Annotated in this window: 32 protein-coding genes; 26 read left to right on the top strand and 6 right to left on the bottom strand. The window is 64.3% G+C overall.

Features of this window, described 5'->3' with window-relative positions; translation table 11 throughout:
* The first annotated feature begins 400 nt into the window (after positions 1 to 400).
* Complete coding sequence (locus tag CHEID_RS07280) at positions 401 to 1084, top strand: cutinase family protein (RefSeq protein WP_181645857.1); 684 nt, start codon at positions 401 to 403, stop codon at positions 1082 to 1084.
* A gap of 24 nt (positions 1085 to 1108) precedes the next feature.
* Here CHEID_RS07280 and CHEID_RS07275 read toward each other — a convergent pair whose 3' ends face one another.
* Positions 1109 to 1813 (bottom strand): DUF4232 domain-containing protein, encoded by a 705-nt coding sequence (locus CHEID_RS07275; protein ID WP_181645856.1) that lies wholly within the window; start codon positions 1811 to 1813, stop codon positions 1109 to 1111.
* Between the two features lie 289 nt (positions 1814 to 2102).
* Here CHEID_RS07275 and CHEID_RS07270 point away from each other — a divergent pair, with 289 nt between their 5' ends.
* Positions 2103 to 3272 (top strand): acyl-CoA dehydrogenase family protein, encoded by a 1170-nt coding sequence (locus CHEID_RS07270; RefSeq protein WP_112768761.1) that lies wholly within the window; start codon positions 2103 to 2105, stop codon positions 3270 to 3272.
* Between the two features lie 33 nt (positions 3273 to 3305).
* Here CHEID_RS07270 and CHEID_RS07265 read toward each other — a convergent pair whose 3' ends face one another.
* From CHEID_RS07265 to CHEID_RS07250, 4 genes are all read right to left on the bottom strand, one after another.
* Positions 3306 to 4472 (bottom strand): tyrosine-type recombinase/integrase, encoded by a 1167-nt coding sequence (locus tag CHEID_RS07265; protein WP_112768760.1) that lies wholly within the window; start codon positions 4470 to 4472, stop codon positions 3306 to 3308.
* A gap of 80 nt (positions 4473 to 4552) precedes the next feature.
* On the bottom strand, positions 4553 to 4801 hold the full coding sequence (locus CHEID_RS07260; protein ID WP_112768759.1) for a hypothetical protein: 249 nt from the start codon (positions 4799 to 4801) through the stop codon (positions 4553 to 4555).
* Entirely contained in the window at positions 4798 to 5199 is a 402-nt protein-coding gene (locus CHEID_RS07255) for an ImmA/IrrE family metallo-endopeptidase (protein ID WP_112768758.1), read from the bottom strand. The genes CHEID_RS07260 and CHEID_RS07255 overlap by 4 nt, the downstream gene beginning before the upstream one ends.
* Positions 5183 to 5680, bottom strand: coding sequence for a hypothetical protein (locus CHEID_RS07250; RefSeq protein WP_112768757.1), 498 nt, complete (start codon positions 5678 to 5680; stop codon positions 5183 to 5185). The genes CHEID_RS07255 and CHEID_RS07250 overlap by 17 nt, the downstream gene beginning before the upstream one ends.
* Before the next feature lie 150 nt (positions 5681 to 5830).
* Between CHEID_RS07250 and CHEID_RS07245 the strand changes: the two genes are divergently transcribed.
* From CHEID_RS07245 to CHEID_RS07170, 16 genes are all read left to right on the top strand, one after another.
* Positions 5831 to 6067: an XRE family transcriptional regulator gene (locus CHEID_RS07245; protein WP_181645855.1), complete on the top strand. Its 237-nt coding sequence runs from the start codon at positions 5831 to 5833 to the stop codon at positions 6065 to 6067.
* A gap of 519 nt (positions 6068 to 6586) precedes the next feature.
* Positions 6587 to 6784 (top strand): helix-turn-helix domain-containing protein, encoded by a 198-nt coding sequence (locus CHEID_RS07240; protein WP_112768756.1) that lies wholly within the window; start codon positions 6587 to 6589, stop codon positions 6782 to 6784.
* The gene (locus CHEID_RS07235; RefSeq protein WP_112768755.1) at positions 6781 to 7074 is read left to right on the top strand and encodes a hypothetical protein; all 294 of its coding nucleotides are present in this window, start codon (positions 6781 to 6783) and stop codon (positions 7072 to 7074) included. Before CHEID_RS07240 ends, CHEID_RS07235 begins: the two co-directional genes overlap by 4 nt.
* Positions 7071 to 7895: a helix-turn-helix transcriptional regulator gene (locus tag CHEID_RS07230; RefSeq protein ID WP_273661036.1), complete on the top strand. Its 825-nt coding sequence runs from the start codon at positions 7071 to 7073 to the stop codon at positions 7893 to 7895. Before CHEID_RS07235 ends, CHEID_RS07230 begins: the two co-directional genes overlap by 4 nt.
* Positions 7873 to 8877: a hypothetical protein gene (locus CHEID_RS07225; RefSeq protein WP_112768753.1), complete on the top strand. Its 1005-nt coding sequence runs from the start codon at positions 7873 to 7875 to the stop codon at positions 8875 to 8877. Before CHEID_RS07230 ends, CHEID_RS07225 begins: the two co-directional genes overlap by 23 nt.
* Positions 8868 to 9188, top strand: coding sequence for a hypothetical protein (locus CHEID_RS07220; RefSeq protein ID WP_112768752.1), 321 nt, complete (start codon positions 8868 to 8870; stop codon positions 9186 to 9188). The genes CHEID_RS07225 and CHEID_RS07220 overlap by 10 nt, the downstream gene beginning before the upstream one ends.
* Positions 9185 to 10057, top strand: coding sequence for a hypothetical protein (locus CHEID_RS07215; RefSeq protein WP_112768751.1), 873 nt, complete (start codon positions 9185 to 9187; stop codon positions 10055 to 10057). The genes CHEID_RS07220 and CHEID_RS07215 overlap by 4 nt, the downstream gene beginning before the upstream one ends.
* Positions 10054 to 10488 carry a single-stranded DNA-binding protein gene (locus tag CHEID_RS07210; protein ID WP_112768750.1) on the top strand — a complete coding sequence of 145 codons (435 nt, stop codon included), beginning with the start codon at positions 10054 to 10056 and terminating at the stop codon, positions 10486 to 10488. Before CHEID_RS07215 ends, CHEID_RS07210 begins: the two co-directional genes overlap by 4 nt.
* Positions 10489 to 10497: 9 nt before the next feature.
* Positions 10498 to 10845: a hypothetical protein gene (locus tag CHEID_RS07205; protein ID WP_112768749.1), complete on the top strand. Its 348-nt coding sequence runs from the start codon at positions 10498 to 10500 to the stop codon at positions 10843 to 10845.
* Positions 10826 to 11872: a hypothetical protein gene (locus tag CHEID_RS07200; RefSeq protein ID WP_112768748.1), complete on the top strand. Its 1047-nt coding sequence runs from the start codon at positions 10826 to 10828 to the stop codon at positions 11870 to 11872. Before CHEID_RS07205 ends, CHEID_RS07200 begins: the two co-directional genes overlap by 20 nt.
* 5 nt (positions 11873 to 11877) lie before the next feature.
* Entirely contained in the window at positions 11878 to 12354 is a 477-nt protein-coding gene (locus CHEID_RS07195; protein ID WP_112768747.1) for a hypothetical protein, read from the top strand.
* Between the two features lie 110 nt (positions 12355 to 12464).
* Complete coding sequence (locus CHEID_RS07190) at positions 12465 to 12845, top strand: putative PDDEXK endonuclease (protein ID WP_112770261.1); 381 nt, start codon at positions 12465 to 12467, stop codon at positions 12843 to 12845.
* 8 nt (positions 12846 to 12853) lie between these two features.
* Positions 12854 to 13042, top strand: a complete 189-nt coding sequence (locus CHEID_RS07185; protein ID WP_112770262.1) for a hypothetical protein — start codon at positions 12854 to 12856, stop codon at positions 13040 to 13042.
* Complete coding sequence (locus CHEID_RS07180) at positions 13039 to 13236, top strand: hypothetical protein (RefSeq protein WP_112770263.1); 198 nt, start codon at positions 13039 to 13041, stop codon at positions 13234 to 13236. Before CHEID_RS07185 ends, CHEID_RS07180 begins: the two co-directional genes overlap by 4 nt.
* 256 nt (positions 13237 to 13492) lie before the next feature.
* The gene (locus CHEID_RS07175; RefSeq protein ID WP_112770264.1) at positions 13493 to 13852 is read left to right on the top strand and encodes a hypothetical protein; all 360 of its coding nucleotides are present in this window, start codon (positions 13493 to 13495) and stop codon (positions 13850 to 13852) included.
* Positions 13849 to 14121: a hypothetical protein gene (locus CHEID_RS07170; RefSeq protein WP_112770265.1), complete on the top strand. Its 273-nt coding sequence runs from the start codon at positions 13849 to 13851 to the stop codon at positions 14119 to 14121. Before CHEID_RS07175 ends, CHEID_RS07170 begins: the two co-directional genes overlap by 4 nt.
* A gap of 503 nt (positions 14122 to 14624) precedes the next feature.
* Here the strand turns inward: CHEID_RS07170 and CHEID_RS07165 are convergent.
* Positions 14625 to 15074: a Panacea domain-containing protein gene (locus tag CHEID_RS07165; protein ID WP_112770270.1), complete on the bottom strand. Its 450-nt coding sequence runs from the start codon at positions 15072 to 15074 to the stop codon at positions 14625 to 14627.
* A 466-nt stretch (positions 15075 to 15540) separates the two neighbouring features.
* Between CHEID_RS07165 and CHEID_RS07160 the strand changes: the two genes are divergently transcribed.
* The 8 genes from CHEID_RS07160 (at position 15541) to CHEID_RS07125 (ending at position 19685) form a co-directional block, all read left to right on the top strand.
* Entirely contained in the window at positions 15541 to 16053 is a 513-nt protein-coding gene (locus CHEID_RS07160) for a hypothetical protein (protein ID WP_112770267.1), read from the top strand.
* 13 nt (positions 16054 to 16066) lie between these two features.
* Positions 16067 to 16228 (top strand): hypothetical protein, encoded by a 162-nt coding sequence (locus tag CHEID_RS07155; RefSeq protein WP_181645974.1) that lies wholly within the window; start codon positions 16067 to 16069, stop codon positions 16226 to 16228.
* 175 nt (positions 16229 to 16403) lie between these two features.
* A complete protein-coding gene (locus tag CHEID_RS07150; protein ID WP_146743912.1) occupies positions 16404 to 16682 on the top strand; it encodes a hypothetical protein in 279 nt (92 codons plus the stop codon).
* Positions 16683 to 16732: 50 nt separating this feature from the next.
* Positions 16733 to 16969 carry a hypothetical protein gene (locus tag CHEID_RS07145; protein ID WP_146743913.1) on the top strand — a complete coding sequence of 79 codons (237 nt, stop codon included), beginning with the start codon at positions 16733 to 16735 and terminating at the stop codon, positions 16967 to 16969.
* Entirely contained in the window at positions 16966 to 17247 is a 282-nt protein-coding gene (locus CHEID_RS07140) for an HNH endonuclease family protein (RefSeq protein ID WP_202973264.1), read from the top strand. The genes CHEID_RS07145 and CHEID_RS07140 overlap by 4 nt, the downstream gene beginning before the upstream one ends.
* Before the next feature lie 128 nt (positions 17248 to 17375).
* Positions 17376 to 18104 carry a hypothetical protein gene (locus CHEID_RS07135; RefSeq protein ID WP_146743914.1) on the top strand — a complete coding sequence of 243 codons (729 nt, stop codon included), beginning with the start codon at positions 17376 to 17378 and terminating at the stop codon, positions 18102 to 18104.
* A 269-nt stretch (positions 18105 to 18373) separates the two neighbouring features.
* A complete protein-coding gene (locus CHEID_RS07130; protein ID WP_146743841.1) occupies positions 18374 to 18826 on the top strand; it encodes a hypothetical protein in 453 nt (150 codons plus the stop codon).
* Positions 18827 to 19037: 211 nt separating this feature from the next.
* A complete protein-coding gene (locus CHEID_RS07125) occupies positions 19038 to 19685 on the top strand; it encodes a hypothetical protein (RefSeq protein WP_112769249.1) in 648 nt (215 codons plus the stop codon).
* Positions 19686 to 19688 lie beyond the last annotated feature (3 nt).

Below are 19688 nucleotides of genomic sequence, written 5' to 3'. Positions count from 1 at the left end.
TCGACTAGAAAAAGCCTCCCATTGCAGCTAATTTCAGATGGTCTTCTGCTGGTGGGTGGCTGAACGTGTTACAGCCTACCGCTAGCCGATCGCCCGCGTCGCGACACCGAGACACGGCCGGGCAACCTCAGCTTTCACGAAACTTAAAGTACGGGAGAGAAAGATCATCATGCTTCGCCGCTTGGGTGCTGCCCTTCTTGCCTCCACAGGTATCGCCGCTAGTGCTGTGGCCGCTACCGTAGCTACCCCATCCCTAGCGCCCCAGGCGCAGGCCCAGATTCCTGGATCATCCGTTTTCACTCCCTACCTGCCAGCATTGCCCGGCCAATGCTCATCCAACATTGTGATCAACATTCCGGGTGGTGCTAATACTTTCAGTTCCTCGCCAGAAAATCTTCCGATGGGTGCTTACTCTCGTGATGTGGGGACGAGGTTGAGGATTACGGCTCCTAACCGAGTTATCGATCGCTACGTAGGCTACGACTCTATTCCTGGTGGGGCCTACACCTACGAGCAGACCCGCGATAACGGACTCACAACCGCTCGAGCCGCCCTTGCCCAGGCGGCGAAAGCCTGCCCTAACGCGAAGTTCGCTGTCTTCGGCTACTCGATGGGGGCCGATATCGGGGCCCGTCTTGCTCAGGAGATCGGGCAGGGCAAGGGGCCAATCCCTGCGGACCGTTTGACCAGCGCGGTCTTGATGGCGAACCCGAATCGAGGCGTTCCAGGCGTTCAGCAGGCCGGCGGAGCCGGCGCCACGGAAGGCGCTTACGGTGCTTTGCCCGGCGGCTACGGTTCGGTGACTAACCGGGTCCTCGATATCTGCCGTGCCGGTGACATCGTCTGCGATACGCGGGACTCCGGACGTCTCCTCGCCCAGGTCTTTGCTCAGACGGCGATCCTGGCGCTGAAGCTTCCCGTGGATCAGCTAAACGCCAACGTGGCTAAGCTGCCCCCGCAGGAGCAGATCAACTTCTACACCCAGTTGCCAGCCAACGCCCTGGGTACCATCCTGCACACGGACTACTACACGGTGAATGGTTCCGGTCTGGCCACGGATTACATCACCTCCCATCTCGCCTGAGGTGATTGACCCAGGGCATTTGCGTCAGGTGGCCCGCACTGGGCCGACCTGCATGAGGCCCACGTCCCCTCGGCATCCCTTCAGCCCGCCGTGGGCCACCACGATGTCCTCCGTCTCTCCCGGTGGGAACACCCGGAACCCCTCAGCGGGAGTTGGCTGGCACGACCGAGCCCCGTGAATCTCCGCCCGGGAAATCTTGAGCTCGGCACTCGCTCGCTGCTGCGGTTCCAACCGGACGACGGCTGGCTCCCCATCCCCGGAAGCCCCATCCCGGTTGGCAGGCTTTCCGAGCTGCGTCGCTCCGTTATCGGCGACGAGGGAGACCCCAGGATACCCCTGCAGGGTGCACGGTTCGTTTCCCACATTGGTCAATCCCAGATTCACGTACATGCTCCCCGCCGCGCCGTGTTCATCGGTGACGTCAGCTGCCAGATTGGCAGATCGGCACATGTCCCCGGTGGGTCCCGGCTGTGCCGGGGAAGCAGAGGGCCCTTGGCCCCCACCTGCAGTCGGGGACGGCTGGGTAGACTGCGCCGGCGTCCCCTCTGCCGCCCGCTGACTCGGGGCCTGGCTCCCACCCGTCGAGCCACCCTCGGACCCGCAGGCGGAGACGAGTCCCAGGCAGGCTGCGGCTGCAACTGACGCAGCTACCAACCGACGACGCGATGCGGGCAGCGAAACGGTGGCGTTGGGGGAGGAGTTGGGTAAGCGCTGAGTGCTGGCGTCCATAAACAACACCGTAGCCCCAGCCAGCCACCCACGGCGCCAAGAATGGGCGCCCCCACCCCGCTGCCTCCGTGTCATTGGCCGCTCCGCGGGGCTCGAAGTCCCCCCGAACGTTGCCGGTGACGGCGCTGTGGCTCATGATTTCGTAAGCTGGTAGAAGAGTGCGCCCACTGCGGGGAGGCTTCTCGACCGCCGAGAGCCGTCGTGAGAACCCCCGCGCAAGCCCGTCAGATGCGGGCGTGGGGCGATTTCAAGAACAAGAACAACCGTCACGAAAAGGTGTGTCACGCAAATGGGAGCTAACCCAAACTTCGAACCGTTCCGTCTCCCCGAGGAGTACCAGGACCTGCGCTCCGCGATCCGTGGCCTCGCCGAGCAGGAAATCGCGCCGCACGCCAAGGACGTCGACGAAAACTCCCGCTTCCCCGAGGAAGCCCTGGCGGCGCTCAACGAGAGCGGATTCAACGCCATCCACATCCCGGAGGAGTACGGCGGGCAAGGCGGCGACTCCCTGGCGGCTGTGATCGTGATCGAAGAGGTCGCCCGTGTGTGCGGGTCCTCCTCGCTGATCCCTGCCGTCAACAAGCTGGGCACCATGGGCCTCATCCTCTCCGGATCCGAGGAACTGAAGCAGGAAGTGCTGTCGGACATCGCGGGCGGCAAGATGGCTTCGTACGCTCTGTCCGAGCGGGAAGCCGGATCTGACGCGGCAGCCATGAAGACCCGCGCCCGCAAGGACGGGGACGACTGGGTTATCAACGGCTCCAAGTGCTGGATCACCAACGGCGGCAAGTCCGAGTGGTACACCGTCATGGCAGTGACCGACCCCGATGCCGGAGCACGGGGCATCTCCGCGTTCATGGTCAACGCCAACGATGAGGGCTTCCGCGTCGGGGGCCTGGAGCACAAGCTGGGCATCAAGGGTTCCCCGACTGCCGAGCTGTACTTCGAGGATTGCCGCGTGCCGGCCTCCCGCATGATCGGTGAGGAGGGCACCGGTTTCAAGACTGCACTGGCCACCCTGGACCACACCCGCCCCACCATCGGCGCGCAGGCGCTGGGTCTCGCCCAGGGCGCTTACGACAACGCCGTGGCATACGTGAAGGAACGGCGCCAGTTCGGCAAGGCCATCGCCGAGTTCCAGAACACCCAGTTCATGCTCGCCGATATGCGGATGAAGATCGAAGCCGCCCGTCTGATGGTCTACACCGCCGCGAGCAACGCCGAGCGAGGCAGCGCAGACCGGGGTGAGAAGCTGGGCCTGATGGCCGCCGCCTCCAAGGCTTACGCGTCCGACGTGGCAATGAGCGTCACCGTAGACGCGGTGCAGCTCCTGGGCGGGTATGGGTTCACCCGGGACTTCCCGCTGGAGCGGATGATGCGCGACGCTAAGATCACGCAGATCTACGAGGGGACGAACCAGATCTGCCGCCTGGTGATGGGCCGCCAGATCCTCGGGTAGCAGGTCCGGGCGGATTTCTAACCCCGCGCCAGGTCACTCCACGACCACCGGCGCGGGGCTCTCCCCATCCTCTATCCCGCAAATATCCCGCACAAGATCCGCGCTGGCATCCCGCGCCCGATCCCACTCGTCCACCCACAGATGCGTGTACGTATCCAACGTCGTCGAAGCCGACGCATGACCCAACAGCTCCTGCACTGCCTTCACCCCCAGGCCCTGGCGGATGAGATGGGACGCATAGAGGTGCCGCAAGTCGTGGAACCGGAACCCAAAGCTGGACATAGCCGCGCTGACGTTGTCAGACCTCCACATCCGGCCAGTGGGCGTGAGAAACAGCGGCTCATCCGGCGCCGACCGGTGCCGCAGGCGGTGCTCTAGAAGCCGCTGAACCGTTGCAGGTGAGACGGGTATGTCACGGCGCGAGGTGCTGGTCTTGAGCCTCGGCGACCACCGTGCCTCACCGGCCCTCCGTTTACCATCGTGCTGCGACGCGGCCTGCTCGACGACGTGCACGATGCGGTTGACCCGGTCCACGTTTCGCCACCGGAGACCCGCAACCTCGCCCGACCGCATGCCGGTGGACGCGGCGAGGATGACCATCGTCGCGAGCGTGTCTCGTCCTGTCGCGTCGCACGTCTCGATTAGCTCCCGCACCTGATCGACTCGAGGTATCGTCACGCGCTTCACGCGGGTATCTGGAGCAGCTCCAAGACGCACCCGCGCGGCGGGACTCGCGACTAGGAGACCATCGTCCACGGCCTGGTTGAGGGCCCCGGACAATTGTGCCCAGTAGTTGCGTATCGTGTTTTCCGACAAGCCGGTGCAGCCATCGATCCACGGCCGTCCGCCCCGTAGGTGCGCGACCCAGGCTCGCAACATGGCGGGAGTGATGCGAGTGATGCTGACGTCGGCTAGCTCACCGAGGTTTTTCCGCACCAGTTTCCGGACTGCTGTTGTTCCGCTGGTGGTGGCCGATGCCTCCCAGGTATCCCAGAGCTCGTCGAGAGTGGGGGCCGCTTTCTCGTCCACCCATGAGCGGCGCTGGAGTGCGCGCTGCTGTTCCTGGTCATATGCTTTCGCGGCCTTCTCCGTGGGGAAGCTGCGGGAGTGCTCGCGCCCCGAGGGGTCGCGGTACCGCACCACCCACTTCACCGAGCCCTTGGCGGGTTTGCCTGTCTTGGGGCGTCGTTGGACGCTCATGTAGCCTGTTTCCTGTCTCTCACGTGGGACAACTCTTGGCCCCCACCTGCCCTACCCCGGCGGTGGGGGTCTTTCTGTGTCTAGCGGACGTTCCAACTCGCGCCGCAGTCCTGGCACAGGCCCATCTTCTGGGTCTTGAACTTCTGCTTGCTGCCGCCCTTGGATTTCTTCCACACGAGGTTCGACATGCCCAGTGTTGAGAGCGCGGTAACGGCACGGGCGGCGTTGTTGGTGTGCCCGCCGAGGCCGGTTCCGGTGTGGCTGGACCGGCTAGCGGACTGGACGAAGTCAACGCGGGCATTGGGGCTGTGACACTGGGGGCAGATCATGCTGCTTCTTCCTGTCGGGGTTGGGGGTTGTGGTGGAGGTAGACGGCGAGGAGGTGAGGGGTTACCTCGAGGTCTGCGGCGAGGCAGTCGAGGTCGTCGACGTGCCACAGGGCGAGGTCCGCGAGCTGGTCGGGGTCGATCAGCAGCTCGGCGGCGAACCGGTCTGCGCGGCGTTCCTGCATCTGCGAGAAGTGCCCGTGGTCGAGGCGTTGATCGCCGTGGATGGCGTGGCCCAGCTCGTGCGCGAGAGAGGATTTGTACTCCCACACGGGTAGCCACCAGCGGGTGCTGATCCGCCGTGTGCTGGCGGAGTACCACGCCTTCGGGCCTCCGTGGTGGTGGCCGAGGGTGATGCCGAGCCGGTAGGCCAGGTCATGCAGGTCACCGATCGAGGTCATCCAAGTCACCTCCTACGTCCGGGGATGAGTCCGCAACTGCGTCCTCTGGTTGGTCATCGTATGGGACGGTCGGGACATCACGCGGCCGGTTCCGGATGGGGGTAACCGATGCTAGCTGCGCATCGCTGAATACTGCCCGGCCTAGTTCGAGCTTCTGCTCCGGGGTGAGCATGTCCTCGGCCAGACGCTTGACGAGCTGGTCCGGTGGCGCTGCTGCGAGGAGGGTTCCGTCGGAGTCGAGGGCGTCGAAGAGTTCGTTGGTGGTGACGTAGCCGAGTTCCTGCAGGGCGCTAACGGGGTTGACCCCTAAGCCACGGGCGAGCGTGACTACATCGTCAGCCGCTAGTCCGTCATCGAGCCGACTACGAGCGGTGTTCCGTGAGACTCCAAGGATCTGTCCGATTCGGGTGACGGTGATGCGCTGCCCGGTGGTTTCGCTGAGCCACTTGATGGGGTCTGGGGTGCCCTGTTTGTTGGTCATGGGGGTAAACCTACTGCACAACTTTTTGCGCATCAAACGGGGGTGACCAGCACGTTCCGATGTAATTACAAGAACTTTCGCCCTGAATTCTTGTCATTACGGGGGGAAGTGCCCTAAAGTCTTGTCATGTCACCGCGAAGGAGGTGAAAAGTGACAAGACTTCTTATCAGCCTGGACGAGGTGGACCGCGTGAAGCGGATGCACCAAATCACCAGCAACGTCTCGCTCGCCGCCCGCACGCAGCTGTCCCGCAACACAGTCGCTCGGGCACTCCGAACCCGCGAGCCGACCCCCATGGTGCTCCAAGCCCTCCACGATCTGGGGGCGCGGCCAGACCGCCTACTCGTCGCGGTGGACCAAACCGCCCCCACAAACACCGCCGCATAACCCGGCGTTTGGTTTCGCCTGGCTGGGGAAGGCCGGACGACACCACAATCAGCAGCCCGCTTGGAGGAGTGGCGCGGGGTTCGATTCCCCGCCCGGGCGCCGGGACCACCAAGTCCCCCGTGATGTTTGACAACCGAATACAGAGCGCCGTGGCAGATACGGGGCCCCGAGAGCACTGGTGTGTAGACGTGCCACGACCGGGGCCGAGCCGACAGGCAGGCACCCCCACTTGGTGGCAACCGGTGGGGAGGGAACACCACGGCGCGACAACACAAATTCAGGTGGTGGAGATGGAACGCTCCTGGGGTCCAGCCCCCAGCACCACCACGAGGTGTGGCGAGGTGATCCCAGCCGATGGGTCCGACACTCCCCACGGCAAGCGCCCCCACAATGCCCCGCTTCCTGCGGCTAGGGGACCAGCTGCCCACCACACCCACCCAACAACGAAGAAAACCCGGCGTATCCGTGGCTGCCACCACACGCCGGGTATCCGCATCCACCCAGTAAAGGACGCGATCCATGACTCACTCTACCGCATCGCCCGTGGCGTACACGCCCGACGACCTCGCCGTGATGCTCGGCATCCACCGAACCACGGTCATCCGCCACGCCAATGCCGGCAAACTCGCCGACCTCCGGCCCTACCGCATCGGCGCCGCCCTCCGATTCCCCCGCTCCACCGTCAACCGCCGCCTCGGCATCCAGGAGACCGCATGATCCAGTCACGCCACCCCATCCCAGAACCCACGCCGAAGCGAATCATCCCAGACCACGCTCCCGACACCACCCACCCGGCGGTACGGGCCGCGATCGACCGGGCCATCTCCGAGCACGAGGAGCACTGGCGCGACACCTACCTGCAGGACCGGGCCCGCCGCATCGAGGACTCGCATCTCACCGTGGCGGAGTGGGCGATGCTGACCCTCGCGGTGTTATCCCTCCTCGTCATCATCTGCATGGTCGGCTACGCGGTCGCCGCGATCCTCACCCACGGCGGTGGCCAGTGACCACCTGCGTACGCCCCAACTGCACCAACAAAGGGCGGGAGAGCTACCGGGGGTTGTGCCACAAACACGCCCGCGCGACGGGTGTAGTCACGCCCACCGTGGACCACTCCACGGCCGCCGCCCACATCCACCGACTCAAGGCCCTCGGCTGGCGGTACAGCCAGATCGCCGACGCCGCCGGGGTATCCCCAGACACCCTCACCAACTACGCCACCGGACGGTACCGCAGCGGACGGCGCAGCGTCATCGCCCGCATCCTCGCCATACCGCTGGCCCCACCAGCCATCACCCCGACCGGGGTGGCCCGCCGACTACAGGGCCTCATGGCGCTGGGGTGGCGCTCCGACGAACTCGCCGACGCCCTCGGGGTGACTAGGACAACGATCTACAGCCTGACCCGCGGAGTATCCCCGCATCCCAAGTCGCCAACCATGGCTCCTCGGATAGCAGAGTTCGCGGAGGAGCACGGCTACACCTACCGGCGCGAACCGACGATCTTCACCCGAGCCAGGGCGTGGGTGCCGATCGCCGCGTGGGACGAGATCGACAACCCCGCCGCCAAACCCGCCCCATCCGAGCTACCCGACCGGGTGCCGTTCACCTACCACACCCTCGCCGCGCTGCAGCTCATGTGTGACGAGCTGGGGGAGGTCACGACGATCTGCCGCCTCGGCACGACCCGCAACCAGCTCACCCGGTGGCTCAACCCCAACCGGAAGCAGCACCGGATTGACACCCGCGTCGCGCAGCGCCTGTTCGCCTACGCCGACGCCCACGCCGCAAAGAAGGGACCACAGCATGTCGCACGAGCTAGTGCGTAACCCGCCCGCCCCCGGCACCGACGAGTGGAAGAAGCTCGTCACCGCCTCGAAGATCCCCGCGATGGCCCGCGACGCCGACGGCGCCTACCTCGGCATCGACTACGTCTCCGCGTGGGAGCGGTACCACGAGATGACCGGACAGTGGTCGCAGCCCATCGACGCCGCCACGCAGGCGATGTTCGACGATGCCCACGATGCGGAGGATTACGCCGTCAACGTGTGGCTGCGTCAGCATCCCGGCTGGCAGGCTAATCGGGGCGAGGTGGCGTACAGGGACCCGGACCTCGGTTTCCCGAACATGGTCACGCTCGATAGGCGGGCCCGGATCGGGTCGAAGCGGCGCATCCTCGAGGTCAAACGCCCCCGCCGCGACGACGGGGTCCGCGATAACTGGTGGGCGCAGGTGATTTTCCAGATGGGTGTTTCCGGGATCCGGGAGGCTGACATCATCATCGCCCCCGTTTACGGCACGCCCAGCATCCACACCGTGGAGTGGGACGAGGATGCTTTCGACAACCTGTGCGCGGACGCCGCCGATTTCTACCGGCTGATCCTCGACGGTACCCCACCAGACGTCGGCGACAGCGTCCACGCCCGGGAGGTGTTTACCGCCCTGAACCCCCGCGCCGATGAGGCCCGCGAGTTCGACGTGCCCGTCGACCTCATGGACGAGCTGACCACCGCGTGGAGGCGACAAGCTGACGCGGACCGGGCGGTGCGGGACGCGGAGAACCGGCTCATGCAACAAGCCGGGGACGCCCGCCGCTGCGTGTTCGACGGGGCGCCGGTGATGACCCGGAAAGCCGGCCGATTCGCCCGATCACGACTGCCCAAGGACGACGCCACAGCACAGCTCCTCGCCGACTACATGGAGCCGAAACCGCAGCTCGACACGACCCGCCTCAAGCGGGAGCAACCCGACCTGTACGCCCAGGCAGTCGGCGCGGACACCTACACCATGGAGCGCAAAGCATGGACATGACCAGCAAGCCGGTGCTCGCGCTCGCCGCGTACCCGGATGACAACCCCGTCGCCGACGCCCTCGGCGGACGCGCATTCACAGTCACGCTCGCCACCGACGGGACCATCAGCCGCGAAGACGCCTGCCGCATCCTCGCCACCGCACTCAAAGAATCCGCCGACCGATGGCGCGACGAACTCGCCCGCGACTTCTTCGACGGCGAAACCGAGGAACTCGACTTCCTCCACGAAATCTTCGCCAGACCACTCCGAGCCCTCGACGAGCTCGAAACCATCACCTTCCTCGAAGCCACCAAGGAGACAGACCAATGACCCAAGAACTAGACACCACCCAGCCGCAGCAGGCCGAAGCGATGCCGCTGCCCAACCCCACCAACGACGGCCTCGAACTACTCGAAAAGCAGGTCCGGGCAATGGAATACGCCCACCGGCTCGCCACCGTCATGTGCAACACCGACATGGTGCCGCAAGCCTTCCGAGGCAAGCCCGACAACGGGGCCGCCGCGATCATGTACGGCGCCGAACTCGGCCTCCAACCGCAGCAAGCACTACAGCAGGTCTTCGTGGTCCACGGCCAGCCCGCCGTGTACGCCCGCACCATGGTCGCCCTCCTCAAGTCGAAGGGCTACCGGTTCGAGACCGTGGAGTCCGGCCCCGACGCAGTCCACGTCCGAGGCTCCAGCCCCAGGGGCGAGACGGAGGAGTCCCGCTGGACCATCGACCGCGCCAAGCAAGCCGGATATACGAGCAACAAGAAGTACGCGACGGATCCGCAGGCGATGCTGTACGCCAAGGCCGCGTCCGAGGTGTGCCGCCGCCTGGCTCCTGATGTCCTCCTCGGCATCCGGTACGCCGCAGAGGACCTCGAACTTGAGCAGCCGATCCAGGCCAGCGCGGAGCGCCTCGACGGGCCGAAGCAGCGCCCCCAGCGGGGCAAAGCACGCGCCGCCCTGACGCAGAAGCGCACGCCACGGCAGGCGGAGAAGGCGGAGCCGGAGGGCACCCCGATCGAGAAGGCCATCGCGGCCCTCGACGACGCGCAGACCGGCGACCAGATCGACCGGATCTACACCCACGCCGAGAGCCTGGGCCTATCTGACGATGACATGGCCCGCCTCGCCGGCGCCTGCCAGTCCCGCGCGGAAGCCCTCGGCCTCGCCGATGGTGGTGACGCCGCATGATCCAGCACATCTACATCGAGGGCGGGGTGTGCATGGAACCCGAGCTGCGCTACACCCAATCCGGCAAAGCCGTCTGTCAGCTCCGCATCGCCGCATCCGACCAGCACAAAGACGGCGACGAGTGGGTACGTGACCAGTCCGTCTACTGGACCGTTGCCGTCTGGGGCCGCTGCGCCGAGCCCGCCGCCCGCCTCACCAAGGGCGACCGCGTCGTCGTGCGGGGCAAGCCCGTCACCCGCCAGTGGGAAACCCCCGAAGGGCAACGCCGCAGCGCCACCGAGGTGCAGGCCTTCGACGTGTGGCGGATGCTCGACGCCCCCAGCAACAGCACCCCATCACCCCAGCCCACCCAACAACAACAGCCGCCGCAGCAACAGGCCAGCGGGTGGCAGCAGACCATCAGCGACGGCGACGACGACCCGCCGTTCTAGGAGACACCCATGACCCAGCCCATCGCCCTCATCCACGACGGCGTGTTCATCCCCACCGACGAGGCGCCCACCGACCCACGGTTCGCCTCCCTCGGCTCCGCCGACGAGCAGTGGGCTGGCTACCGCCTCTGGCACGCCGCAGGGTGGCACGCCGCCCGCAGCTACACCGGCGGGGAGATCACCGTCCCGCACCTGTGCCACCTCGCCCGCAGGCTCCGCATCCCCGCCTACATGCCGGACCTGCTGGCCACCGTCGGCCTACTCACCCACACGAATCGCGGCTACCTCCTCGCGGACGTAGCCCACACCACAGACACCACGGAAGGAGGGCACCTGGATGGCCTGGTTCAAAGTTGACGACGGTTTCTACGACCACCCGAAGGTCTCGACACTGCCGAACGCGGCCGTCGGGCTGTGGGTCAAGGCCGGTTCCTGGTGCGGCAGATACGAGACCGACGGGGTCATCCCCGCGACCCAGGTGCGTGCGTTGAAGGGCACTTCTAGTCAGGTTTCGGCACTGATCCGGAGTGGATTGTGGGTGCAAATCGAAACCGATTCGGGTGCGAAAGCGTACGCATTCCGGGACTGGAATGACTACCAACCCACTCGCGAACAGCGCGAGAAGGAGAGGGAAGAGTGGGCCGAAAAGAAGCGCAAACAGCGCGAGCGAAAAGAGGCCTACCAGCACGGACGCGGAAATGTCCCCCAGGGACTCCCCGAAATGTCCCCCCAAATGTCCCCCAGGGGGACATCCCGGGGACTCCCGGAAATGTCCGGTACCCCGCGCGCGCGTTATCCCGACCCGACCCGACCCGACCCGTCCCTTAATGGTGGTTACGGTAGCCAGCCAGCTAACGGCTCTACCGCGCGCGACGGCGGGGCTGGCTTGCCGGACCACATCCCCGGCCAGTTGCGCGGGGCTGTCGCCCGCGCCCAACAGCGGGGGGTGAGCAACACCGCGATCGCCGCCGCCATCGCCGCGTGGGAATCCCGCCCCGGCTCGAAAACCGGCGGGCTGTTCCGCCCCCTCCTCGACGACGCCATCGCCACGGAAGCCGAGCAACACCGGGCCCGGCAAGCGGACGCGGAGAAGCAGGCGCTCCTCGCCGCCCGCCGCAACTGCGAGCTGTGCGACGTCAACGGCATGCTCCGCATCGGCGGTGTCCTGACCCGCTGCCCGCACGACGCCGACGAGGTCGAACGGATGCGCGCCATCGCCGACCACGAGGACCACCAGCCCGCCCCACGGCCGAAGCCGAACCCGCACATCGCCGCGTGGAGGCGCCGCACCCGCATCGTCGACGCCGACCAGCCCCTCAACGCCGTCGACGCAACACCCACCGACGACGACTGGCCACCACAGATCGCTGCGGAGGGAGGCTAACCCCCATGCCCCGGTGCCTGCGCTGCGGATGCCCGAACCCACAAGCCACGCCCGACATCCTCGGACTGGGCCTGTGCACCACCCACACCCACCAGCTCCGGGCCGGGACGATCGGCGCGGACTACGACCCCACCGTCCGAGAGCACCCCATCCAGGAAGCGCGGGCCCTCCTCGACCAGATCGCCGCCCCCGGTGAGTCGCTGCGCAGCATCGGCGCCCGCATCGGCGTGTCCAAGGACGTCGTCCGGTCGATCCGGTTGGGCCGGTACCAGCACCTGCGGTCGGCGGCGTGGGAGAACCTCCTCGACGCGGTTGCGGATCACCTGTACGCCACCCGCGCCACGCAGGCCGGCCAGCAGCTCGCGCTGTATGACTGCCCAACCCGCCCAAAAACGAGCCGTAAGGCACCCAGGAGCCGCGAAGACGCCCCCGCCTATGCCGGGGTACAGCTGGCCCTGTTCAACCCCGGAGAAGCCGCATGAGCGATGAAAAACCACCCGCCCCCATCACCGCCTGGCACTGGGCCTGCACCCTCGCCGCCCTCGCCACCATCCTCGCCACCGCCCACTGCGCCCCCTAGGAGCCCCCACCCATGCCACGCAACAGACAATCCGCAAAAAAAGCCGGAACCACTTTCGAAAGACAGGTAGCTGACTATCTCAAAAGCACACTCGATAACCCCCACATCGACCGCCGCGTCAAAACCGGAAACAAAGACCGGGGCGACATTTCCGGGGTGTACGCGCACGGCAAACCAATAGCCATCGAATGCAAAAACACCACCCGGCCCGAACTATCCCAATGGATCAAAGAAGCCCACCTGGAAGCAGGCAACGCCGACGCCTACATCGGCCTCATCGTCCACAAAAGACGAGGCACCCAAAACGCAGCCCGCCAGTGGGTCACCATGACCCTCGAAGACCTCACCGCACTCATCACCGGCGACGACATGCCAGGCCGCTACGAACCCTAAGGACCACCATGAACGACCCCCATTTGGCGGACGTTGACCGCTACCTCGACCCCCCACTGACCCGCTACAACGTCGACTTCACCGGCGGCATCACCGTCATGGCCCCAGACCCCGAAACCGCCACCCAAACAGCCTGGGACTACATCCACACAGACCCCACCGAATATCTCACCGCAGAAATCGAAGGCGACGAATGAGCAGCACGGGTATTTGGGTCCACCACGTCAAAGGCCGCTACTACGTGTGCGGCACCCCAAACCGCCCGCGCGGCATAAGCCCCGCCGAAATCGCCCGTTGCCGCATCCACTACGACTGCGCAACCCGCGAACACGCCGAAGCCGCCGCCCGCCGCCTGCACCGCACCCGCACAGCCACGAAAGGAAAGAAATGACCATCACGCCAGAGCAAGCACGCGCAATGGACATCCACGAGCAGCGGAAGACAGCCTCCGCTATGGCGGAGCAGATCGCCGGAATGCAGTGGGAATATCGGGCAGAAGAATGGGAGCCAGAACTTTATGTATGGAAACCCATATCTGACTGGAGTCGAGAAGAACTGGAGGCGGTGGGCAGTCTCGAACGGATCGTCCGCCGCCTCGTCACCGAACCGGAGGTAATCGAAGGACCACCAAACGCACACTCGCGGAATTGCCCCCGGAGGCGCTCGCGGACTGCATCGGTATGTGGTGCGACTTCCGGCCGGGAGCTAAAGACGAGGGCGAGTTCCAGCTCGGGATATTCGTGTACTGGAACTGGGTAAGGAAAGAGGCGACCTTTTCCCTCCCAGACCGGGGGGATAATCACGTGTGGAGCGCGCCCAAGAACATCATCCCTCGCTTCGATCTACCCCGCGCCTGGACACCCCTAGGCGCCCCAGTCGCAGCCGAACCCGAGGACTACGAGACCGACCTCCACGGCTACATCTACCCGCAAAAACACGAAGAGACCGGGCAACCACCCGGCACGAAAGTACGCCGCTGGGTCACCGACTGGGAGGTAATCGAATGACCACCACAACCCGCCTCACGATCGCCGCGACCATCATCGCGTTCGCCCTCGCGGCCGGAAACCTCGCCATCCTCTGCTACATCGCCACCCACCAACCCACCACACCCACCCCACCGCTGGCCCGGCCAATCACCCAGGACTCCCTCGCAGTCCGCAAACCCTACGCCATCCCCGTAGACCTCCCAACCGGCAACACCGTCACCTGCATCTTCAACAACACCGGAGGGTTCACCTGCGACTGGGCAAACCAACGCCCCACACGCAAATGACTTAAAGTCACACCACAGCTACCGTTTATTCTTCCCAACGGGCCATATCTCGTGCGCATTATCGTACCAAATGATGGACACAACAGAGCCTTCCCGTAGACCGAAAAGCTTCCGACCCCCACCCCCGCCTAGGACGTTTATGCGACATAGCGTATCGGAACCATACGTGTTGTACAGGTGGTCAGCTGCGGCGCGGTTCGGAAATTTATCCATGTCGTAGTCTGCTAAAAGCTCGTTATTCCTAGCCTGCTCAATCGTATGATTCTCCAGCTTCTTGAGAGTCTTGACTATGTCTACGACGTCCTGCTTGAAAGCTTTATTTTTCAGGGGAGACCAATTATCCGCATCTGCAATACGGTTGAACAGGAAAGTTACAGTCGGTTTGGAGCCAGATGAGGGCAACCGTGCTGCTCGTTTTTCCCCGTCAGGCTGCTTCGCAGCCAAAGGACCACGCCGCCGCTTCGGTACCTGAGATGCGACAGGTCGCTTATTTCTCTTCCCCATTACACTTCAGCCGATGCTGCGAGCGCCTCATAGAACTCGGCCATAGCCGCTTCGCTGATGACGTTCTGGCATCGCTCACCCGGAGCCAGACCCTTCCTGGCGTCCTTCCACGGATCCTCACTGTGGGTCAGATCACTCAACTCAACCGCGGTGAAGTCCCGGTAAAACTGCAGAACGACGTCGATCGATTCCTTCTCGAAGTCGGCAAGGGCGTCAGGATCCCCGTTAATGTCACCGGGGGACACCCGAAATTGGCCCCTATGCTGCTGGTACAGTTCCGGGCACACCGGCCCATTCGCCCAGGCCTGGATAGGTTCTGGGAACAGGCTGCGCTCTTCCCAAACAAGGTGCCAAGCCTTGGAGTAGTAGACCATCTTCTGCAACTTCATGGCCGTCATGGGCCCAGCCTCATTGAGCACATAGGCGGCTACATCCTTCACCGTGGGCATGACAATCTCCTGCATCTAGGGGTAGACACACCGACCATGGCTTGAGCGCTCCCACCGATCGGTACGTACGTACACACCATGTGTACATACGACTGCAACGCCAGTCTCCCACAAACCCTTCCTATCGTCATATCACCACGCTGCTCCTCCCGGAACCGTTCCATCGGTTTCCCCATGGATCGGCACAGAGATCGATTGTGAGATAGGAGGAGCGGAGACCCTCACATCCAAGCCCCTTGGCCCCACCGCCCAGGGGCTTTCCCATGTCCAAAACAAGGACCGCTACGCACGGACGTTGAAGTGAGATACAGAAAGTGCACACGGGGAGCAAAGGCGTTTTGCAGGAGGGTGAAGGTGATCACATTTGCTACTTTCGTCTAGCGGGTTCACTCCGAAAGCCCTACGGTCCCCTATGAACCCCGCCGACCGGCGAGGAGCCAACCCCACAGCAGGAAGGACCACAGTAGTGAACCGCAAAACCGCAACCCGGCTAACCGCAGTCGGCCTTGCCTTCATCGTCCCCTTCGCAGGGGCCCAAGCAGCCAACGCCGCTGAAACCGACCGCTCCCAAATCACCTCCGCCACCGACCTAACCCAGGAAGACATCCGCGAGATCAACAGCTTCCTGGACTACGTCGACACCATCCCCGACGACGTCGTCGCCAAGGGCTCCGACGAAGAGATCGCCGCCTACCTGCAGCGCGGAACGGCCCCACGAAATGCATTCGAATGCGCAGGCGCAATCACCTTGATCGTCGCCGGAACCGTGCTCCCCATCGCAAAGGTTGTCAGCATCGTCCGCGCCGTGAAAGCCCTCGGCGGGGCAAGCCGCGTCGGAAGGCTCATCGAAGAAGCCGGCGGTCTTCGCAACATCATCGCCACCAAGGGGGCATCTATTGAAGCCACCGAAGTACGCGACCAGCTCCTATCCCTAGCCTCGGAACTCTCCGGAATCGGCCTCGCAATCGAGAAGTGCTAAGGAGCGGCCAACGTTGAGAAAGACCGCCAACTACGCTGCAATCGCGCTCTGCCTGGGATCGATCGTCACGGTGATCGCCCACATTGGATTCCCGACGCTGCCGCTAGTGCTCCTAGCGGCAGCATTCCTCCTGAGCATGGCAGCCGATCGGCTGGGCGTTGACCACAAGGCCTAGAGCTAGACAACAAACCCGGCCCCACCTCGAGCGGCCGGGGGTTCACCCTTGAAGCGAGCCCATGACCCGAGAATGAGACCAGGGGAATGAGGGCTAACCCTCACCCCACCCCGACCGAAGCCCCGCTGGCCACCTGCCACGGGGCTTTTCCCATGCCCAAACCAAGGACACCACCATGACAACTGAAGAACTCGCCATCGGCGCCGCCGTCGTCATCGTCTGCACCCTCGGCGTCATCGGCGGCATAGCCGAATACGCCCACCAAGGCCGCATCCTCGCCACCCTCGAAAAGCTCGAAGCCGCCGACCACGACCTCCTCGACGCGGCCAGCACCGAATACCGCTGGGCCTACCCCGACGGCAGTTTTGGCCCATGGTGCGACTACCTCGAACCCCACGAAGGGGCGCGGATGCAGTATCGCAAAGTAGGCCCCCCACAAGAATGCGATAACTAACCCGTCGCCGAACAACACCCGCAGCCGCGTGGAGGGATACAACCAGGTCCATGCCTGATCTACACCCCGGCGACTCCGGCGCCCGCAAACTCGAGCACTACTGGACACGCGGCCCCGGCCTCGCCCGCTGGGCCACCAACACCCACCCCTGGACCAGCCTCGTCGCACTCCTCACCCCCCACGTCGGCCCAGCCATGGCACCCCGCCTAGCCTCCACCTACTTCCACACCGTCTTCGGATACTGGCCAGGACACCGCCAAGGCCACAACCCAACAGGACCAGGATGACCACCAGGCAAGTCGACTGGCGCTACAAGCAAACCGTCGCCCGCGAACGCCGCCGACTCGAACGCAACCCCGAGCACGCCGTCTGCTGGCTCTGCGGCGAACCCATCAACATGCAGCTGCCACCACACCACGAACGCGCATTCACCCTCGACCACATCGTCCCCATCGCACGCGGCGGCGACCTCCACGGCGAAACCAAACCAGCACACCGCAACTGCAACGCAGCACGAGGAAACAAACGGGAAGCCACCAACCCCAACACCCTCCTCGACTGGTAGGTCTAAGATTGCGTCCATCGCAAAGGCTGCATCAGGGTGAGGACGACATGCGCAACCCAAGCAAGATCGGGAACCAACTGGAAAGAGTGGCGCATTGCGCTAACGAAGTCGCCAGGACAGAACCGCGCATGGGAGAGGGCGAACGCGACGAAGTCAACGCAGCCTTCAACCAGCCGTCCGATAATTCCTCCTTTGCCAGCAACTGTGCCCGTCTCTGCGACGAACAAGCTACTCTGCTACTCCAGGCAGCAGGCGCTCATCTGCACAGCATCGGCGTACTCCTTCGGCACAAGAGAGCGAACCTGCCACCGATCAGTGTCCTAGCTCGCGCATCCATCGAAGCCTGTGGTCGGTGTATGTGGCTCATCGATTCGGAAGTTCAAGAGGTTGACAGAACGAACCGCGCCCTAAAGATCGCCAAGACGAGAATGAGCTGGCTAGAGCATGTCACAGACGGTGCCATCATCAAACAAGATGAGAATCGCCACCTGGTGCCTGCAATTAAATCTGGGAGGATTAATGAAGACGTCCCGAGCAATGGAGAGTTTCTGAAGATATGGTCAACCGTTTGGGACCGAGGCAGGCACTTCAACATCGACACCGAGGAGCTGAATGAGCTCCATGACTGGGTTCATAGCAACGAAGCCGCCGTCGCCATCTACCAGATGGGAGTGCACAAAAACCTACAGCTGGACTCGAGACTTACCTTGAAGGCGGCTGCGCTCTGCGCCCTCGTTGTTAGCAGCACCACAACAGAGCTCGCCGGAAGGAGGCTCGCAGCGCACTTAGAACACGAGATTCAGAGCGGGCGTGACTTCTCTATCGAGCTGTACAAAACCACACACGAGTTGCTCTGACCTAGACCCTACCGGTCGAGAACACCTCACCAGCGAAGCGCAAGCAGCCCTCGACCTCCTCGCCGAACATCTCTTCCCCAACCGCACCCCCTCGCTACGCGCCCTCGCCGCAGCAATCAGGCTGACTAAAGACACCGTCAACCACATCCAGCAACACCGCTACCACCACATCAGATCCGCAGCCTTCGAAACCCTCGAAGAAGCCATAGCCGAAACCTGCTACACCACCGCCCAACACCAAACCTCCCGCCCCGCCTAAGCTCGCCCCCATGCCCCACCTTTACTTCCTCAAAGACCCCAACGGACAGCCAGACCCAACGCTCGCCGTCATCGCCCATCGAACCGGAGACCACTGGCACCTACGGCACGAGCCACCATCAGAAGACGAAACGCTCACACGCGGACAGTTCTTCGTCTCTTATGTCAAAGCGCCCGGCGACTATTTCCGAACTCTCGACGGTGGAACTCTCGACCCGAACAAACTCGTCGACGCCGGAACACACGCACTCACGTTCTGCGCAACGGAGGACGACGCGCGCGAACACACCACGCCGCACACGCACTTCCTCGACGTTGAAACCAGACACGTCATCACAGGACGCACCCCACGATTCGCAGACGAACGATCTGGAACGATTGAACCTGGAGAACCGATCCCACTGGTGCCCGAGGCCTGGCTTCCCGCGCTCGCTCTCATCCCAACCACCACCACAGACCACTAACCCCCTGGGGGACCCTCCCCAGGGCCTAGGCCCCTCCTACCTCCCGGTATTGGTAGCGGCGTGCACGCAGGGAAACCCCATGTCGGTTTCACAGCTGGGGCGGCTCTGAAATGGCCCCGGTGGTGAAACCGTTTTCGGCCCGTGGCCTGCCATTTTCGGAGGGGTGGCGGATTCCGTAGCGGTTTCACGGTGGGCGGCTAGGGTGCGGTCCATGGCTGAGGTGGAGAAGAAGAAGCGGGCGCGGAAGCGGCCCCAGTGCGGGACGGTGGCGGGTTACCGGCAGCACTCGAAGCGGGGGGAGAACACCTGTAAGGCGTGTAAGGCTGCTCGGGCGGAGTACATGCGGGAGCATCGGGCGGGGGAGAAGCGGCAGCGGCCGGAGCCGAGGGCGAAGAAGCAGAAGGCCCAGGAGGAGTTGGGGGAGCAGGTCGTCGCTCGTCTGGTGGGGGAGGAACAGGAGGCGCAGCGGGGTGGGGAGTATCCGGCGTTCCTGCGGAGGCATGGGCGGGAGCTGTGGGACGAGGTGACGGGCTCCTATGACCTGGATCCGGCTGGTCTGGCGGTGCTGACGGAGGCGTGCCGTATGCGGGACCGGTTGGAGCGGTTCGCGGCTGCGTTGTCGGCGCAGTCGACGTTGTGGTTCGAGTTGGGGGAGCCGGAGGAGCTGGAGTCGGGGGAGGTGCAGATGTCGGTGGTGGTTAACAACATGGTTGGGGAGGCTCGGCAGATGCAGGCGGCGGTGGCTACCGCGTTGGGGAAGATTGGGGTGCTGAAGCCGGGCCGGGAGAAGGCTGCTGCGGCGAATCCGTTGGACGAGATCGCCCGGAAGCGCCGCGAGCGTCTGGCGTCGGGGGGTTAGTCG

The sequence above is a fragment of the Corynebacterium heidelbergense genome (assembly GCF_028609845.1).
Lineage (GTDB): Bacteria > Actinomycetota > Actinomycetes > Mycobacteriales > Mycobacteriaceae > Corynebacterium > Corynebacterium heidelbergense.
This window is presented reverse-complemented; position numbering and strand designations above follow the sequence as displayed.

Coding starts and splice junctions, on each gene's coding strand:
- CHEID_RS07280 (WP_181645857.1), top strand. CDS start 401: ATGGGTGCTTACTCTCGTGATGTGGGGACGAGGTTGAGGATTACGGCT.
- CHEID_RS07275 (WP_181645856.1), bottom strand. CDS start 1,813: ATGGACGCCAGCACTCAGCGCTTACCCAACTCCTCCCCCAACGCCACC.
- CHEID_RS07270 (WP_112768761.1), top strand. CDS start 2,103: ATGGGAGCTAACCCAAACTTCGAACCGTTCCGTCTCCCCGAGGAGTAC.
- CHEID_RS07265 (WP_112768760.1), bottom strand. CDS start 4,472: ATGAGCGTCCAACGACGCCCCAAGACAGGCAAACCCGCCAAGGGCTCG.
- CHEID_RS07260 (WP_112768759.1), bottom strand. CDS start 4,801: ATGATCTGCCCCCAGTGTCACAGCCCCAATGCCCGCGTTGACTTCGTC.
- CHEID_RS07255 (WP_112768758.1), bottom strand. CDS start 5,199: ATGACCTCGATCGGTGACCTGCATGACCTGGCCTACCGGCTCGGCATC.
- CHEID_RS07250 (WP_112768757.1), bottom strand. CDS start 5,680: ATGACCAACAAACAGGGCACCCCAGACCCCATCAAGTGGCTCAGCGAA.
- CHEID_RS07240 (WP_112768756.1), top strand. CDS start 6,587: ATGACTCACTCTACCGCATCGCCCGTGGCGTACACGCCCGACGACCTC.
- CHEID_RS07235 (WP_112768755.1), top strand. CDS start 6,781: ATGATCCAGTCACGCCACCCCATCCCAGAACCCACGCCGAAGCGAATC.
- CHEID_RS07225 (WP_112768753.1), top strand. CDS start 7,873: ATGTCGCACGAGCTAGTGCGTAACCCGCCCGCCCCCGGCACCGACGAG.
- CHEID_RS07220 (WP_112768752.1), top strand. CDS start 8,868: ATGGACATGACCAGCAAGCCGGTGCTCGCGCTCGCCGCGTACCCGGAT.
- CHEID_RS07215 (WP_112768751.1), top strand. CDS start 9,185: ATGACCCAAGAACTAGACACCACCCAGCCGCAGCAGGCCGAAGCGATG.
- CHEID_RS07210 (WP_112768750.1), top strand. CDS start 10,054: ATGATCCAGCACATCTACATCGAGGGCGGGGTGTGCATGGAACCCGAG.
- CHEID_RS07205 (WP_112768749.1), top strand. CDS start 10,498: ATGACCCAGCCCATCGCCCTCATCCACGACGGCGTGTTCATCCCCACC.
- CHEID_RS07200 (WP_112768748.1), top strand. CDS start 10,826: ATGGCCTGGTTCAAAGTTGACGACGGTTTCTACGACCACCCGAAGGTC.
- CHEID_RS07195 (WP_112768747.1), top strand. CDS start 11,878: ATGCCCCGGTGCCTGCGCTGCGGATGCCCGAACCCACAAGCCACGCCC.
- CHEID_RS07190 (WP_112770261.1), top strand. CDS start 12,465: ATGCCACGCAACAGACAATCCGCAAAAAAAGCCGGAACCACTTTCGAA.
- CHEID_RS07185 (WP_112770262.1), top strand. CDS start 12,854: ATGAACGACCCCCATTTGGCGGACGTTGACCGCTACCTCGACCCCCCA.
- CHEID_RS07180 (WP_112770263.1), top strand. CDS start 13,039: ATGAGCAGCACGGGTATTTGGGTCCACCACGTCAAAGGCCGCTACTAC.
- CHEID_RS07170 (WP_112770265.1), top strand. CDS start 13,849: ATGACCACCACAACCCGCCTCACGATCGCCGCGACCATCATCGCGTTC.
- CHEID_RS07165 (WP_112770270.1), bottom strand. CDS start 15,074: ATGCCCACGGTGAAGGATGTAGCCGCCTATGTGCTCAATGAGGCTGGG.
- CHEID_RS07150 (WP_146743912.1), top strand. CDS start 16,404: ATGACAACTGAAGAACTCGCCATCGGCGCCGCCGTCGTCATCGTCTGC.
- CHEID_RS07145 (WP_146743913.1), top strand. CDS start 16,733: ATGCCTGATCTACACCCCGGCGACTCCGGCGCCCGCAAACTCGAGCAC.
- CHEID_RS07140 (WP_202973264.1), top strand. CDS start 16,966: ATGACCACCAGGCAAGTCGACTGGCGCTACAAGCAAACCGTCGCCCGC.
- CHEID_RS07135 (WP_146743914.1), top strand. CDS start 17,376: ATGGGAGAGGGCGAACGCGACGAAGTCAACGCAGCCTTCAACCAGCCG.
- CHEID_RS07130 (WP_146743841.1), top strand. CDS start 18,374: ATGCCCCACCTTTACTTCCTCAAAGACCCCAACGGACAGCCAGACCCA.
- CHEID_RS07125 (WP_112769249.1), top strand. CDS start 19,038: ATGGCTGAGGTGGAGAAGAAGAAGCGGGCGCGGAAGCGGCCCCAGTGC.